We start from the raw sequence: 14,385 nt of genomic DNA, 5'->3' as shown, positions 1-14,385 counted from the left end.
TTAAAAATTTTTTGAATATAAATAACCGTTTTATATTTGTTATACAATCACACAATTACAATTATTATTAACGATTAAAATTTACGGTCATGGCAGAAAGAAACTCAAGAGGAATCTTAAAATTCAACGGAGGAGAAGGACAAAAATTATTAAAGCTTAACTACAGTGTTGCAAGATCTACAGACGTTTCCGGACGTGTAGCATCAGATCCTTCCAATGCATTAATCAAAATTACAGTAGAAGCTACTGAAAAATCTGACATTCTTGAAAGCTTGCTGAACGGAAAGTACAAACCTACAAAAGGAGAAGTTACCTTCAACAAATCTCACGAAGAAGGAACTTTGATCACACTGAACTGGGAAAATGGCTATGTGATTCAACATGAAGTTGAATTTGATGCCATAGACAGCAACAGTATGTTGATCAGCTTTATCATCAGTGCCGAAAGAATAGATTACGGAAACTCAGGTTATTATGGATTGTGGCCAAACGCAGCAAACTAGTATCTGCAATCATTTAACAGGAGAATTGCACTTTTAAAAACTTAACTATTATTTTTTCATCTGATTTCTGAAGTTTTTACTTCGGGAGTATACCTTATGTATTGTCATCAAGAGATCAGATACAACGGAAATGCACTTTAAAAGACTTGAACAAAATGGATACTAATCAATTAAAAGAAACAATAAACCCTTTTTTCTGGGTAGAACACAATAATAGCTTTTCAGTATGTTTAAATGTGGGAAGTTACAAGCAGGAAATCTTTGAAGCCAGAGCAGATGAAGGTTTTGAGGGAAATGGCTATGATTGGGTTTCTCTTGCTCATGTTTTTCTGGAAGAAAAAAGAACAGATTTAAATAATAGTATTCGTTTTGACCCGGAAGGAAGTATGTTTTGTGCTTATTCTTCTGATGGAGAGCAGCTGAAAGACTTTATTTTGGATTTTAAAAAAGCATGTGAAGATGAAGTATTAATTAATGATCTGTTTTCAAGAGCGGAACTTGATTGATCGTAAAATACAATATCATACTAAAGGTTTTCAGAACATTTAAAATTTTAACCCAACTTATCAAATTACTATGAAAAAAATATTTTCTGAGCTTAAAGGCTTTGTAATATATAGCCCTGAGCTTCTCGCAAAATACCTTCAGGAGCATAACTTACCCGGCAATAATATTTTGAAATACTTTGTTGAAAACGAACATGGTGATGAGATAACAAAATCTGGAATTGCTATTCCGCTTATTGGAGTAGAGGAAGATTATTATTCTTTCTGTATCTCTACAAATGGAGATCATGTTTTAGGAAATGGGGAAGTAGCTGTTCAGTCGGAGGGATGGATTTATCAGACAACCAACAACGAATTAAAAATTGTTGGGATTGGTTACTTAAAAGATATCTCTACCATTACTGATGAAAACAGTGTTAAACTTACATTAGAAAACGGATGGTCTTCATTAAAAATTCTGGCGGGTATTAAAAACGGGGAGCGTGTGTTTGAGCTTCATACACATAAAGAGGAAACCAGACCGAATTTTAGCGGTGATGTTACCACAACGTATTATTATAATTAATAATTATGCATAGCATACATGTGCTATCGAAAGACCTTAAAATTTTATAATAATGAATAATTCTTCTTTAGAAGCAATAAAAATGGTGACTATCAATTGATTTGTGGGGGCTGAAGATTTTATAAAACTACTGTATTACATCTGAAATTCCCGTGATATACTGAGAATATTAAGTTTTTTGAAAAAATATTTTGTTGGTGTTAAAAAAGTTTATATATTTGCACCACTGAAAACGACGATACAATCGGAGTTGATGGAGAGTTGGCAGAGTGGTCGATTGCGGCAGTCTTGAAAACTGTTGACTGTAACAGGTCCGGGGGTTCGAATCCCTCACTCTCCGCAAGCATTAAATATAAACCTACTGATAATCAGTGGGTTTTGTTTTTTATTAAAGTTTTCTTCCCCACATTTTCCCTACATTTCTTATATAACGAAGATAGTGATTTCTTATCTTAGTACCTCATTTAGTGAATTTTCAGGAGCAAAACAGACTGTTGTACCTCTCGAAAAATCTCCAAACTAAAAATATTTTATCTTTTTCCAGATAAATAGAGATAAGCCCGATTTCAAAAAGAGGGGGCACTACCAAAACTAGAACAAAGGGAGGGGTATGTTATCTATATACTCCTATGTTTAACATATTTATAGGGCAATAAAAAGAGCCACAATTAACGTGGCTCTAATTTTACAGATTGTCTTTCAACCATTGGTTTGAACACTCTACATGTTGCCAAGCTCCAATTCCAGAAGATTTAACAACGAAAAGCCCATCATCATTATCCATTACCGAAGCTAAGTGGTCTCTTACTTCAACAGCAGTTTTTGTTGTTACGACTGCCCAGCAAGATTTTAAAACCTTTGCCCATTTGTCATAAGATTTTATAGCTTTAAATACACTATCATAATCTTTAGAGTTATTCAAATCGTAGTTAATAATATAACAACTCATATACATTCATTTTTGTACCTCTCAACAAAACGGGTGAGATTGAAATCCCGTTTGCTAGAACCTTTAGAAGTTGTATATTTGCTTTGCTAATTAAAGATACCTTCAAGGTTGTCTGCAACTCAACCATTCTTGCTCTGTCAATAGTAATACCATTTACAATTTTGGCTCAATGGTTGAGTTATTTTTCTTGTCAGTGTGACATAATGTCTTTTTGTTTTACTTATGACTGACAATGTCTCTTGTTTTAATTACTCTACCATTTGGTGATATAATGAGGTTTTTTTGATTGATACTGTTAAAATGAGGTTTCACATTCTGGATAAAAAAAAGCTCTCAACATATAATTTTCATAATAACTTTAAATCAAATTATTTATAATGTGACACGTTTTGTCGTTACCCCCATATACCTTTGTCTAAATATAAGTTTAGGACTGGTTGTAATTTTCACAATTCATTGAATTTTTGTAGATTTACGAACCTCTAACAAACACAATACAAGAGTATTTATGATGAAAAAATTACAGTTTTTGCCCTTGCTGTGTATAAGTATTTATGGATTGGGACAGATTCCAAATTTTCCTACTTCCCAAGCTCCTACACCAAGCAATCTGGGTAACTTTTCAAATCCAAATTACGGAAGTACAGCAAAGTCTGTTGCTCCCTCTGTTCCTCACGATGGTTTATATAATTCTAGAAGCTCACAGGTTCAGCAACAGAATGCAAAAATGATGGAAGAAGACTTTAGAAAGGTGGCTCAGGAAGAGGAACTCAGAAATAAACAAGAGAACTATTACAGACAACGAGCTTTAGAAGATTCTTATTATAACCTGCCTTCATTTTCAGGAAAAGCAGGAACACAATCTTATTATGATGCTTACAATCAATTAGCCTCACTCAATACTGACAATTACTCTATAAGTGAAGCCAATTTCATTGTGGAGAATGCTTTTTATGGAAATAAACAAAATTACAATCAGTTTAAATCTGGAATTCAGAAAACAGCAAAACAGCTCTTACAGAAAATGAAAGAGAGAAAGCAGGATACAGAAAGCAATACAGATAAAAACCTGATGATTTTTGAGTACTTATCTAAAGGAATGAAGCTGGGAGGAGTCCAGCACAAAGCTATCAAGTATGATTTTGAGGATTACATGGGTGCAAAGGATTGGAGCAAGATGTTTGTTTCCAAACTTCTTAAAACTGGCTCTGGACAATGCCACTCCATGCCTTTGTATTATTTGATGCTGGCAGAAGAAATGAATACAGAAGCTCATTTAGCCTTTGCTCCCAACCATACTTATGTCAAGTTTAAAGATGAAGAGGAGGAATGGCAAAATGCAGAGCTTACTAATGGAATATTTACCACAAGCTCTATTATATTGGAATCAGGGTATATAAAATCAGAAGCTTTGCAGAATGATATTTATATGAAGGAGCAAAACAAAAAAAAGCTATTAGCCCAGTTCTATGCAGATTTAGCCAATGGCTATGCCCATAAGTACGGAATGGATGAGTTTGTAGGCAAGATTTTAGACAAGGCATTGGAATACTCACCAAAAAATATTTATGCTAACCTGCTAAAATCAACTTTTCAACAGGCTAAACTGGAATTTGTAGCAAGGCAATTAGGAATTAAGAATCTTGAAAATCCTGAGGAACTGCAAAACATTAGGTTTTATCCAAGAGCATTAGCCCTATTACAGGAAACTAAAGCCCAGTTTAATAATATTGACAATTTAGGTTTTGTTCCAATGCCTGATGGGGCTTATGAAGAGTGGTTGGGGAATATGAAAGGTGAAGCCAACAGACAAAAAAGTGAAGCTCTTGCTGAAAGAATGAAACAGATTAATGCTGAAAAGCAAAAACAGAAACAACAGGAATCTTTAAGAAAAGCTCAGGAACAAAAGAAAAAAGAATCTCAGCAGTCTAACGAGAAAGCCCAGTATTTCCCAATTGACCCAAAACATTTATAACAGTAATGAAAAAATATTTCTCTCATAAAACTATATACCTTTTATCTGTGTTGCTTCTATGGATTGGTACAGGAATGGTTAAGGCACAAAGCAACCAATTTTATAATGATGCTTATCAAACTATTGATAATATGCTTAATGACAAACAGCAATACAGTTTCAAAGAGGCTGTTTTTAGTGTAGAAAATGCTTACTATCAAGGTAAGTTAGATACAGACAAATTAAATCGAGAAATAGCCTTTCTAAAGAGTTTTGCAAATAATATTGTTCAGAGCAGAGATTTGACCTATAAACAGTCAGATAAGGATAAAGTAAGTAAATATGCAGCAGTCTATTCTATTATGTGTCAGACTTTGCCAATTGCTATTAAAGATACCGTAATCCAGTACAAACCTTTCAATTATGATTTTGAGGATGTATTTGGTCATAAAGATATTACTAACTTATTTGTATCTAAACTTCTGGCTACTAAAAAAGGAAACTGTAATTCTATGCCATACCTATATAAGATACTGGCAGAGGAATTGGGTGTTGAGGCTAATCTGGCATTAGCACCAAACCACGTTTATATCAAACATCAAATTAAATCGGATGGTTGGTATAATACAGAGCTTACAAGTGGCATATTTCCTCAGGATTCGTGGTTGATGGCATCAGGTTATATCCATTTGGATGCCATTAAAAATGGAGTGTTTATGAAAGCCTTGAACAACAAAGAAAGCCTTGCTCTATGTCTATTTGATTTAGCACAGGCATATAATAGAAATTTCCCTGATAATGATGGAGAATTTGTATTAAAAACGATAAACAGAGCAATAGAGATTTATCCAAACTTTGCCAAAGCCTTAATTCTGAAAGCCGAAACACACAAAGCACAGTTTGAAAAGCTGATGGATAAACAGAATTTAAGTTCTACTAATCCTGAAAACATAAAAAAGGCTCAACAAGACCCAAAAGCCAAAGAACTCATGGAGCTTATGACACAGGAATATGGGCACATTTATGAGATTGGTTACAGGCAGATGCCAGAGGAAATGTATTTAGACTGGTTGGTATCACTAAAAACAGAAAGAGAAAAATACGAGAATAAAAAATTATTAAATAACTTTACAAAATAACAAATGACTATGAAAAGAATTGTACTTACTGGTTTTGTTCTTCTCACTGGAATAACACAGGCTCAGGTCAAGAAACCCCAAGTTAAGACAAAAGCTGAAAAGAAATGGGTGAACCCTGTTAAACTAACTAAAGAAGAGAGAAACAGACCTTATATGGATGAGGTTTTGAAAACCAGAGATTCCATTACTCCTGAAGAAGCTGAAAGAAGAAGGAAAAATATTGCTATTGGAAATCCTTTTAAAGACCGTGGCTATTATCCTAAAATTGCCACACTGAGCAAAGGAAAGTACTTAGAATTCCATGATATGGATGCTGTTGTTAATATTGGTTCTGTAAAGTACAATAGAAAAACCAAAGAGATAACAGAGTTCAGGGAAATAGATTTGAGTGACCCAGATGCACAACCATATTTGGATACAGCAGGGAGATGGTTTTCACCAGACCCTTTAAGTGAAGAGTTTAGAAGATGGTCTCCTTATAATTATGCTATGAATAATCCTTTAAGGTTTATTGACCCTGATGGAAGGCAGGCAACGGATATTTATAAATTAGATAAATCTGGTAATCTAACCTGGATGGCAGAGTCTAAAACTGATGTTATTTATGCTGAGAAAAATTTTGATAAGAATGGAAATCTGAATGCTAATAACGATGGAGGTGTTGAAGTTGGTGAGAAAGGCTACATAGCTAAAAACTCTGTTTCAGAGCAAGTAACAGCAGAAATCTTTGGAAGCCTTAAAACTGTTACTTATGATTATATTAAATTTGGAGGTAATACTGAAAAGGCTCAAAATGTTTTTGATTATTTATCTTCTAATTCAAATGTTGAATTTAATAGAAATTTATTTACCAATTCTAAAAATGATAATTTTAGTTTTGTAGGAACAGCACATCTTGAGGATATGGTTCCTCTTGTAAAATTAGGAGCCAACTTAGTTGAAAGTGAACATAGTCATCCCGACCCTTTTACCTTTTGGCCAAGTGGTTTTAATGTTAACTATTTTAAGGATACAGGAAATTTCACTTACAGTAAGGGATTACCTACAGGTGATATTAAAGCTGCTGGTAACAATCCTGCAACCAAATTTATCCTCTATTCACCATATTATAAAGATGGGGCACTTAGAATACGTTTTGACAGTGAAAAAATTATTTCAATAACTAATGAAGGAAAATTAAATAGATGAAAAACCTAATATTACTTATATGCTTTACTTTATTGAATTCATGTAAAGCTCAAAAAAAGATTAATACAATCTATGATAAAAATTTAATTCAAAATCTAACAAATCAATTTTCTAAACATATAAATACAGATTCCTATAAATCTACTTTTGCAATATATTTCCAAGAAATGCCTCTAGTAACAGAAGTTAAAAATAACACTTCTAATCAAAACAAATATGAAGGTTTTACAGTAACTATTTATAAATTTCAGAATGAATATCAAATAAATGAATTTGTAAAAAACTTCAATGTTTACAAGACAAGAAGTAACATATTCTGTATATTTAACAAGGATAGTAAATCTGATTTCTTAAAATCCATAAAAATAAATAAGGTTTCAGAATCACACTCTACTGATTCTAATAACTATTATGACCCTAAAACATGGATATTGAATTTTGACTCAAATGGCAAATTAGAAAAATGCTATCCATATGACTGTAATATTAAGCCTTAATACTTTAGTTGATAACCAGAAGAAAAAATTAATATTGTGCACATAAAGTATCAGCTGATTTACAAAATTAAATAGTAACAAAAGTGCAAACTGTAACTAAGTTCCTTACCTTAATGTTTATAACATTGCTATGTTATAAATGTTATTCCCAAAAAAAGCAAGCACATGCAATAGATGTGAATTGGATAGTAGATAATTACATTTCATACTATGAAGCAAAAAATACTAAGTTTAATTCGGAAGAAAAGTACTTGTTATTAGGCTTGAGTAATAAAGACGAAACTCTAAAAAGTATTGATGTTTTAGATAATTGTTATACTTGTCCTGGTATTATGGAGCCTACGGATACAGTAGTTTTATATAAGAAATATAAAATAGTTATAAGAACTGATACAAAAGAAAATAAAGAACTTCTATTAAAGAACTTTAAAAGTGCTTCTACATCAACAAAGTTTCCAGTACAACCTTATCAAGAAAATGCAATGTATCATTACTCAAGACATTGGAGTTTTGAATATAACAAAGATTTGAAAATTGTGTTTTTTTGCAATTCAATACTAGAAGAGTTACAAGAGACAAAAAGTATGTTGAAGTTGCCTAGTATTATTGAAGACTGTAATCCTATTAGAAAATAATGGATTCTATTTAGAAGATAAGAGATGACATAAAATTTTCAGAGTTAGAAAGTATAAAATAAACCCATTTTTCTCAATCTGCCTTTTGTTTTTGATAAGCGCTTGTAAATCAATGTTTAAGCATGTGAAATAGAGCACTTATGTTGTTACTTATATAGAGAAATGAAAATTCCCCCTGAAATTAGAGGGAATTTCTCTTTTCTAAAACCTCATAAAAGGTCTATGCTTGTCTTTCAATTTATAAAGAATTTTTATCTGTAATAAAAGCTTTATAGTTTGGGTGTGTTCTGGAAAATCTCAATAACTCCTCAAAATACCTGTCATATCTCCTGTTTAATGGAATCAACTTTATAAGGTCTTTCATTTCACCAGTGATAAACTCATTGAATTGTTTTTCCAGAGTATCACCCAGAGATTCCCCTATTAGTTCTTTAAGGTGAGGATTTATAAAATAATTAATACTGAATTTGGCTGATTTATGACAATTTAAACCTACCTTTGCAAAAGGAGTTACAAATTCCTCTACTCTAGTAGGATTATTCCAGCTTCCAATTTCAGAAAAATTACACTCAATTCTAGTTCTTAAATACTTAATCTTTAAACAAGCTTGTATTTCGATTAAAAACATCTTTATGGTGTCGTAGTATTCTTTTAGGATTTTATTCGATTTTTGAGCCTCTAAAGTGGCAAATTGGGTGAGTTTTAGATTATGGAAGCTATCTTCAAAAACAGGGATGAATGTTTCTGAATCTAAATCAGGGATATTTCTTTTCATTTCCAGAAACTCTGAAACTACAAGTTTCTCAAGATATACACCAGTTGAAAAACCACATTTTCTTAATGTGCTCTTAGCTTCCAGAATTTCCATACGAGTTGGATAAACCTTATTACTGGTTACATTTCCTTTTTTATTAATCCCATTCCAAGCCAAATAATCTAGTATGAGTTTTTGAAATGGTGTCTGATAATGATGTAAAGGAGGAAAAACATCACACTGCTGTTCTGGCACTGGAAGTAGCCAGTTATGGATTTTGTCATAAAATCTATTCCCTGTCATGGCTGTTATTTGTGTTTTTCTGGTTATTAGTTACAATTGCTCCAATTATTCCTATACCAACGAATAGAATAACAACAATAAGTACCATTGTATTATCAGTATTTGTCTTCAATTTCTTTTGGTTGATATCTTTCATGATATAAGACCCATCAGGCTGAATGTTATAATATTTGTCTACATCAACTTTTTCTCCTTTCCATGAGGGACTTTTGTCTTCATAGGAAGCAAAAGGGTCAACTTCTCCGTTTTGACTGGTGTTACTTTGGGCATTTCCAGTATAGAGAGCACCCAATAAGCAAGCTATAAATAAAATTTTTCGTTTCATGTTCGTTTTGTTTAAAGGTTATTCTTTATCTAAAAAGAAAGGAGTACTACCAACCCATTGAATCTTTGTATCACTGATTTTCTTAAACTTATATTGCCCTGAGGAAGCTCCTGCTGTTATTGTAAACTCATAGTAATAGTCTGAGGTCTGTTCTACTACTTTAGCAGGTTGCCCCGTAGCTGCTGTCTGTGTTAAAACTGCCTTGTAACTCGTGTAAGGTGTTACAAGTATAAAATCTTCGTGGGTGAATTTGAAATAACTTGTTGATGTATTAGAAATTTTCCAGCTTCCTTGAATCCATGCAGGAGGGTGAAAATATTGAGTTGTTACAGGATTGTTTTGCTGTGGTGCTGAATCATCATCGTTTCCAGAACAATTTAAAGTTAACAATGACATAGCCAAAAGTGGCAGTAATAAAGTCTTTTTCATAAGATGAATTTTATTAATCCACCCAAACCCAAAGTAGTGTTGTTTAGTCTTTAAATAAGAAAGGCATGGGTCTGTAGTTCTTATTTGATGACTGGGGCTCTGGTAAGCCTAAAACACAAATAAGCAGATACCCATGCCCATATAGAGCATGAGCAATCAACTTACTTATTCCGTGTTTTAATTGAATTTACCAGATTCCAGTCAACAGAATAATAGCTAATGCTTTTCTTTTTTCGATAAAATTTGAATTGCAAAGGTATTAAATCAAACTGAATGTTTAAAATCTATTTCTTGTAAAATAGCTTTTGTGTTGTTTCAGAATGATAAAACTCTTTTCATGGGAGTTCCTTAATACTGGAAGCCAGCAACAGAAACCCTCATAACTCATGTCCTAATTGTTAATTTGAGGTTTAACTCTGTTTACTTCAAGCATCATAGATTGAATCAGTTTCTTCAAATTGGTTCTTTCAGCCCAATATTCAGTTGTCATAATGCTGTCATGTATTGTAAATAAAGGCATTTTAGGGTATAACTGGTTCAGTCTTTTGGTTACTTCATCTAAAATACAATGAGCTTCCTCATTCTGCATTAACTTGCTTAGATATTTGTAGTTACTCTTTTTCAACTCTTTCAGGAAGGCTGAGAAATAAGGAAATTTTTCATCAAATATTTTAAGGTCTGAATCATGCCTGTACAGGTAACTGTTGGTATCAATATAGAATAATCTTAGGATGAGTTTCTTTGTTAGCTCCCTTTCGTTTTCATAAGTAACTGTTTTCTTTTCCTTGTTTTTACCTCTTCCAGCCCACTCAGTCCGTGTTAAAGATATTTTCCTGCCTTCAAATAAGACTTTCGATATTTCAGTGTAAAAGTCCTCGTTCAGAATCCAGTTTTTAATCTTACTATACTCCTTCCGAAACCCTGATGAATAGAGATGATTTTTAACATTCTCGAACATTAGGGTAGCTATTCTAGAATATATCCTCTCTATCAATACTACCCGAAAGTAAGGTTGACTACTCCTTATATCCAGATTAACTAGTTTTTCTCCCTTAAAACTGAGGAATGGTCTCAATTTTTTTGACAAATTTGTCAAAGGGGTATGCAATCTGTTGTCTGTGTGGCTGTTTCTGGTGAACCAATATTCCTTGTTTTTCAGCTTTTCTATCCCCAATAGATAAGATTGTCTTTTTAGAAAGTTAGGCTCTTTTTGGGCTTCCAAAATGGCTTGTTGGGAATCAATTTCCAGACCTTCATAAAACCATTTAACAAGATGTGAACACTTTTCATCTTTGCCAGTGTACTTCTCAATGAGTTCAAAGTTTTTTAACTTTTGCAGGTTGCTTATATCCACTTTTACAAACTCCTTGCAATCAATTTCTGAATTGTAGATGAATCTAAAGGAGTTGGCTCTGTTCTTATCTTTGGAGTATATTCTTTTTTCTAGTATTCCATTATCAGTGAAATATATAAAGTACTTTTTGTAATTGTAGGAATAGTGTTCCAGCAATTTGGAATCCAGAGAAACGAATCCCTCGAAACACTCATCAAAATTTGGGTCTATAAACCTTCTGGTAGCAATAAGATTCAGGAAATAGAATGCTAAAGAATTGTTAAAATTGAATGTTGGTGGGTTATTCAGAATTGAGTTCTCCAATTTACTGACAATGAATTTTGGTAGAGAAATAAATTTTGTAATTCTGGCAGGTCTTTTCTCAAACCCTCGTTTTGTTTTTATCTTGTTCATTTTGACTTCTTTGTTTAAAACAAAAGCCTAACCTCCTTGAATGAAATTCAAGGTTTTTGACTCTTTTTTATAATTGTTTAAGAAAATTTTAAGAGAAAAAAGACATAGCATTGGCTGTACAAAGTACTTTACTATGTCTTTTTGTTGGTTTAAATTTGAGTTAAAGTGCTGTTTCCAAGGTTAGGGATTAAGTGAGAATCATCATTAAAAATGGGTTTTCTCATACTGGAAACAAAAAAAGGGAATCCCACAGACAATGAAGTGGGATTAAGCAGTTTTCTAATTGATAGCAACCAAAGCTCCTAGAATATCAATGTGTTTATAATACACCCTGTCCCCTATACCAAAGGCTTTAATTTTTCCTTCTTTTGTCCATCGGGTTAATGTACTGGGGCTAATCGTTAGAAACTGAATTGCTTCCTCTCTTGTATAAATCTTATCTTCATTAATTATTCTGGCTTCAAACCATTGTGCCCACTCAATAAGTGCTTTTTTCACCTCTTCTCTAATGATTTCTTGAATACTGTTTTTGTTCGTTACGATAATGTCATTCATAATAGTAAATTTTGTGTTTTTAATGTTTATAAATATTCTGCTAGTGCTAATGATTGTTGCTCCTCAATTTTCCCGATATACTTTAATAGCATAGCTTCCGATGAATGCCCTGTAGCTCTCATAAGCAAAGGAGTGGGGATTGTTCCAAAGTTGTTGGAAGCAAAGCTTCTCCTTCCTGTGTGGCTACTAATTAGCTTGTACTTTGGATACATCCCTTTTACTTTTCTTCTTTTGTTTTTTGTAGAGATAGAAGTTTTACCCTCTTTTGATAAATCAATAGACAAAGTACCTTCAACCTCTTCATCAATGCCTACAAACTCACAAACTCTTTTAATGTGCTCGTTGTATCTTGGTTCAGACATCTTTCTTGGAAAACTCCAATCCCTTTTCTTTAAGATTTTAATAATCTTCTTATGCAAGGGAAGTAGAATCTGTTTTTTAGTCTTCTCTTGTATAAACTCTATGAAATACCTTTCTCCTTCTTTGGTTGGCTTTTTGGTAATCATATTGGTGTTGAATCTCATAAAATCAGAAATTCGTTGCCCTGAATAGCAGGAAATTAAAAGCCAGTCCTTTGCTGTTTCCAGATGTTCATCCGAAAATTCTCTTTCCTCAATGAGTTCAAGCTCTTGTGGAGTTAGTATGACAAACATTGTCTTTTCAGTCAGGCATTTGATTTTGCTTAGACCGTGATAAATAGGATAACCGTTTGATTGGGCATGATAAAGAATTGTTTTCATGAACTTGAAATTTCTTTCAAAGTAGTTCACCCCATATACCTCACTTGAACAATGCTTTTCAAAGTCATTTTTGAAGTCAACATTTATGTCAAGTAATGATAAGCTTTTCAGTTTTTTACCTTTAACATAGTGTTTTACTATATCCTTAATGCTTTCTACTTTAGTCACGTAGTCCTCACTTATACTGGAACCTTTCGATTTAACAAAAATATCACAGTAGTCTACAAAGCCCTGTTTGCTTAAATCTTCTGTTTCTATAACAACTGGAAATATCAACCCTTTCAAAGTTGGGGTATCAAATTGCCCTGAGGCTTTGTAAGTGTCCTCAATTTCTTTCTTTAGCTCTGCTAACCTGTAATTGACTTTTGTGTTCTCTAGAATCCTGTTTTTGACCTCAGCACCCCTTCTATCAACCATTTTACCATTTCTAAGCTCTTTAAAGCTCTCTAATAGGAAGCCGTCTTCCGAATTCCAATCCGAAAGATTTGTTACTTCTTTAGTAGTTGAGATTAAATCAAGCTTTCTCCCAGCTCTTACACGAACGTAGATTGTGTTTAACCCTTCTTTAGGGTTTTTAACTAAAAATTTTACTTTTAACATATAACTATAATTTAAAAAATTGTTTACCTGTATATTCTTATAACATAGAGGTGGGGAATTCTTTAAACTTCTATATGAAAGTTTATAGAGTAAAAATCTACACCTTTGATGATTCGTTAGAACCTTGCTTGTTAGCCGAATCGTTGTTCCACCTTGCCAGTAAGGTCTGGTAGGTTGGCATAACATAAATGATTACTTATGTTAACTCTATAGATTCAATGAAAGAACATATTCTGTATCTTAAATACGGATGCAAATATATGAAAAACTATTGAATTATGCAAATTTTTAACAAACTTTAACTTAAAATATTTTGTCAGATTAATTAATCTATTATATTATAGTCAAATTAGATAATCTAATAAAAAATCAAATATTTAATACTTACTTTTATGTTGGAAAGAAAAGATGCTTTTACCCACCGTTTCCCCACATTTATGATTAGATATACATATATATGACTACTCATAATCTAATGAAATCTATCATAACAGTGATTAACAGGGCATAAAAGATAATAACTAACTTATAAAAGTCATCGTATTAGAACCTCACTCTCCGCATAAAAAGCCTTAGAATTTTTATTCTAAGGCTTTTTTATTTGAATTTTTTTGCCTGTATTTTCTTACATTTAAATGAATGGAATAAAGCGCAAAACTTGAGATTATACAAAAAAATGTTTTGCATGACACTTTGCTTTTTATTATTCTTGATTTTAGTAGACACAGCATAAGCATTTGCACTTCTTTTTGTTAAATTTTAAAATATGCCTATAGTACATTGTTGTTAATTGTCTGACTAAAAAGAACTTCCAGCTTCCAACTTCCTTCTTCCAGAAAGAACCCTTCTATTGATTATATAAATATCTCTTTTTTTATTTCAAACATTTCGAAAATAAGAGTTAATTTTAATAAAGTATTTTAAATACAGGATTGCTGGATGCTGTTTGTTGAAACGAATTGACCAGCACACATGATATAAATTGACATTCATAAA

15 protein-coding genes and 1 tRNA gene are annotated in these 14,385 nt (G+C 32.4%); 9 read left to right on the top strand and 7 right to left on the bottom strand.

Annotated features, from left to right (window positions below; all coding sequences use genetic code 11):
• Positions 1-89: 89 nt before the first annotated feature.
• From tssD to BW983_RS13310, 4 genes are all read left to right on the top strand, one after another.
• Positions 90-503, top strand: coding sequence for a type VI secretion system tube protein TssD (tssD, locus tag BW983_RS13325; RefSeq protein WP_076552406.1), 414 nt, complete (start codon positions 90-92; stop codon positions 501-503).
• Positions 504-658: 155 nt separating this feature from the next.
• A complete protein-coding gene (locus tag BW983_RS13320; protein WP_076552405.1) occupies positions 659-1,009 on the top strand; it encodes an immunity 51 family protein in 351 nt (116 codons plus the stop codon).
• Positions 1,010-1,079: 70 nt separating this feature from the next.
• Complete coding sequence (locus BW983_RS13315; RefSeq protein ID WP_076552404.1) at positions 1,080-1,574, top strand: hypothetical protein; 495 nt, start codon at positions 1,080-1,082, stop codon at positions 1,572-1,574.
• Positions 1,575-1,829: 255 nt separating this feature from the next.
• Positions 1,830-1,914, top strand: a tRNA-Ser gene (locus BW983_RS13310).
• Positions 1,915-2,259: 345 nt separating this feature from the next.
• On the opposite strand, the gene BW983_RS13305 is transcribed toward BW983_RS13310, so the two are convergent.
• A complete protein-coding gene (locus BW983_RS13305; RefSeq protein WP_076552652.1) occupies positions 2,260-2,523 on the bottom strand; it encodes a hypothetical protein in 264 nt (87 codons plus the stop codon).
• A gap of 508 nt (positions 2,524-3,031) precedes the next feature.
• Between BW983_RS13305 and BW983_RS13300 the strand changes: the two genes are divergently transcribed.
• The 5 genes from BW983_RS13300 to BW983_RS13280 all read left to right on the top strand — a co-directional run bounded on the left by BW983_RS13300 (position 3,032) and on the right by BW983_RS13280 (position 7,936).
• Positions 3,032-4,498, top strand: coding sequence for a hypothetical protein (locus tag BW983_RS13300; RefSeq protein ID WP_076552403.1), 1,467 nt, complete (start codon positions 3,032-3,034; stop codon positions 4,496-4,498).
• A gap of 5 nt (positions 4,499-4,503) precedes the next feature.
• Positions 4,504-5,616: a hypothetical protein gene (locus BW983_RS13295; protein WP_084184484.1), complete on the top strand. Its 1,113-nt coding sequence runs from the start codon at positions 4,504-4,506 to the stop codon at positions 5,614-5,616.
• A 9-nt stretch (positions 5,617-5,625) separates the two neighbouring features.
• The gene (locus BW983_RS13290) at positions 5,626-6,804 is read left to right on the top strand and encodes an RHS repeat-associated core domain-containing protein (RefSeq protein ID WP_076552402.1); all 1,179 of its coding nucleotides are present in this window, start codon (positions 5,626-5,628) and stop codon (positions 6,802-6,804) included.
• A complete protein-coding gene (locus BW983_RS13285) occupies positions 6,801-7,301 on the top strand; it encodes a hypothetical protein (protein ID WP_076552401.1) in 501 nt (166 codons plus the stop codon). Before BW983_RS13290 ends, BW983_RS13285 begins: the two co-directional genes overlap by 4 nt.
• 83 nt (positions 7,302-7,384) lie before the next feature.
• Positions 7,385-7,936 carry a hypothetical protein gene (locus tag BW983_RS13280; protein ID WP_167369987.1) on the top strand — a complete coding sequence of 184 codons (552 nt, stop codon included), beginning with the start codon at positions 7,385-7,387 and terminating at the stop codon, positions 7,934-7,936.
• 238 nt (positions 7,937-8,174) lie between these two features.
• On the opposite strand, the gene BW983_RS13275 is transcribed toward BW983_RS13280, so the two are convergent.
• The 6 genes from BW983_RS13275 to BW983_RS13250 form a co-directional block, all read right to left on the bottom strand.
• Positions 8,175-8,993: a hypothetical protein gene (locus BW983_RS13275; RefSeq protein WP_076552399.1), complete on the bottom strand. Its 819-nt coding sequence runs from the start codon at positions 8,991-8,993 to the stop codon at positions 8,175-8,177.
• Entirely contained in the window at positions 8,980-9,318 is a 339-nt protein-coding gene (locus BW983_RS13270) for a hypothetical protein (RefSeq protein ID WP_076552398.1), read from the bottom strand. The genes BW983_RS13275 and BW983_RS13270 overlap by 14 nt, the downstream gene beginning before the upstream one ends.
• A gap of 18 nt (positions 9,319-9,336) precedes the next feature.
• Positions 9,337-9,747 (bottom strand): hypothetical protein, encoded by a 411-nt coding sequence (locus BW983_RS13265; RefSeq protein ID WP_076552397.1) that lies wholly within the window; start codon positions 9,745-9,747, stop codon positions 9,337-9,339.
• A gap of 391 nt (positions 9,748-10,138) precedes the next feature.
• The gene (locus BW983_RS13260) at positions 10,139-11,494 is read right to left on the bottom strand and encodes a hypothetical protein (RefSeq protein WP_076552396.1); all 1,356 of its coding nucleotides are present in this window, start codon (positions 11,492-11,494) and stop codon (positions 10,139-10,141) included.
• Between the two features lie 279 nt (positions 11,495-11,773).
• Positions 11,774-12,049 carry a helix-turn-helix domain-containing protein gene (locus BW983_RS13255; protein ID WP_076552395.1) on the bottom strand — a complete coding sequence of 92 codons (276 nt, stop codon included), beginning with the start codon at positions 12,047-12,049 and terminating at the stop codon, positions 11,774-11,776.
• A gap of 26 nt (positions 12,050-12,075) precedes the next feature.
• Positions 12,076-13,389: a phage integrase SAM-like domain-containing protein gene (locus BW983_RS13250; RefSeq protein WP_076552394.1), complete on the bottom strand. Its 1,314-nt coding sequence runs from the start codon at positions 13,387-13,389 to the stop codon at positions 12,076-12,078.
• Positions 13,390-14,385 lie beyond the last annotated feature (996 nt).

This window comes from Chryseobacterium ureilyticum, assembly GCF_900156735.1.
Classification (GTDB): domain Bacteria; phylum Bacteroidota; class Bacteroidia; order Flavobacteriales; family Weeksellaceae; genus Chryseobacterium; species Chryseobacterium ureilyticum.
Note: the sequence above shows the minus strand (reverse complement) of the source record. Positions and strands in the feature narration are given on the sequence as shown.

Coding starts and splice junctions, on each gene's coding strand:
- tssD (WP_076552406.1), top strand. CDS start 90: ATGGCAGAAAGAAACTCAAGAGGAATCTTAAAATTCAACGGAGGAGAA.
- BW983_RS13320 (WP_076552405.1), top strand. CDS start 659: ATGGATACTAATCAATTAAAAGAAACAATAAACCCTTTTTTCTGGGTA.
- BW983_RS13315 (WP_076552404.1), top strand. CDS start 1,080: ATGAAAAAAATATTTTCTGAGCTTAAAGGCTTTGTAATATATAGCCCT.
- BW983_RS13305 (WP_076552652.1), bottom strand. CDS start 2,523: ATGAGTTGTTATATTATTAACTACGATTTGAATAACTCTAAAGATTAT.
- BW983_RS13300 (WP_076552403.1), top strand. CDS start 3,032: ATGATGAAAAAATTACAGTTTTTGCCCTTGCTGTGTATAAGTATTTAT.
- BW983_RS13295 (WP_084184484.1), top strand. CDS start 4,504: ATGAAAAAATATTTCTCTCATAAAACTATATACCTTTTATCTGTGTTG.
- BW983_RS13290 (WP_076552402.1), top strand. CDS start 5,626: ATGAAAAGAATTGTACTTACTGGTTTTGTTCTTCTCACTGGAATAACA.
- BW983_RS13285 (WP_076552401.1), top strand. CDS start 6,801: ATGAAAAACCTAATATTACTTATATGCTTTACTTTATTGAATTCATGT.
- BW983_RS13275 (WP_076552399.1), bottom strand. CDS start 8,993: ATGACAGGGAATAGATTTTATGACAAAATCCATAACTGGCTACTTCCA.
- BW983_RS13270 (WP_076552398.1), bottom strand. CDS start 9,318: ATGAAACGAAAAATTTTATTTATAGCTTGCTTATTGGGTGCTCTCTAT.
- BW983_RS13265 (WP_076552397.1), bottom strand. CDS start 9,747: ATGAAAAAGACTTTATTACTGCCACTTTTGGCTATGTCATTGTTAACT.
- BW983_RS13260 (WP_076552396.1), bottom strand. CDS start 11,494: ATGAACAAGATAAAAACAAAACGAGGGTTTGAGAAAAGACCTGCCAGA.
- BW983_RS13255 (WP_076552395.1), bottom strand. CDS start 12,049: ATGAATGACATTATCGTAACGAACAAAAACAGTATTCAAGAAATCATT.
- BW983_RS13250 (WP_076552394.1), bottom strand. CDS start 13,389: ATGTTAAAAGTAAAATTTTTAGTTAAAAACCCTAAAGAAGGGTTAAAC.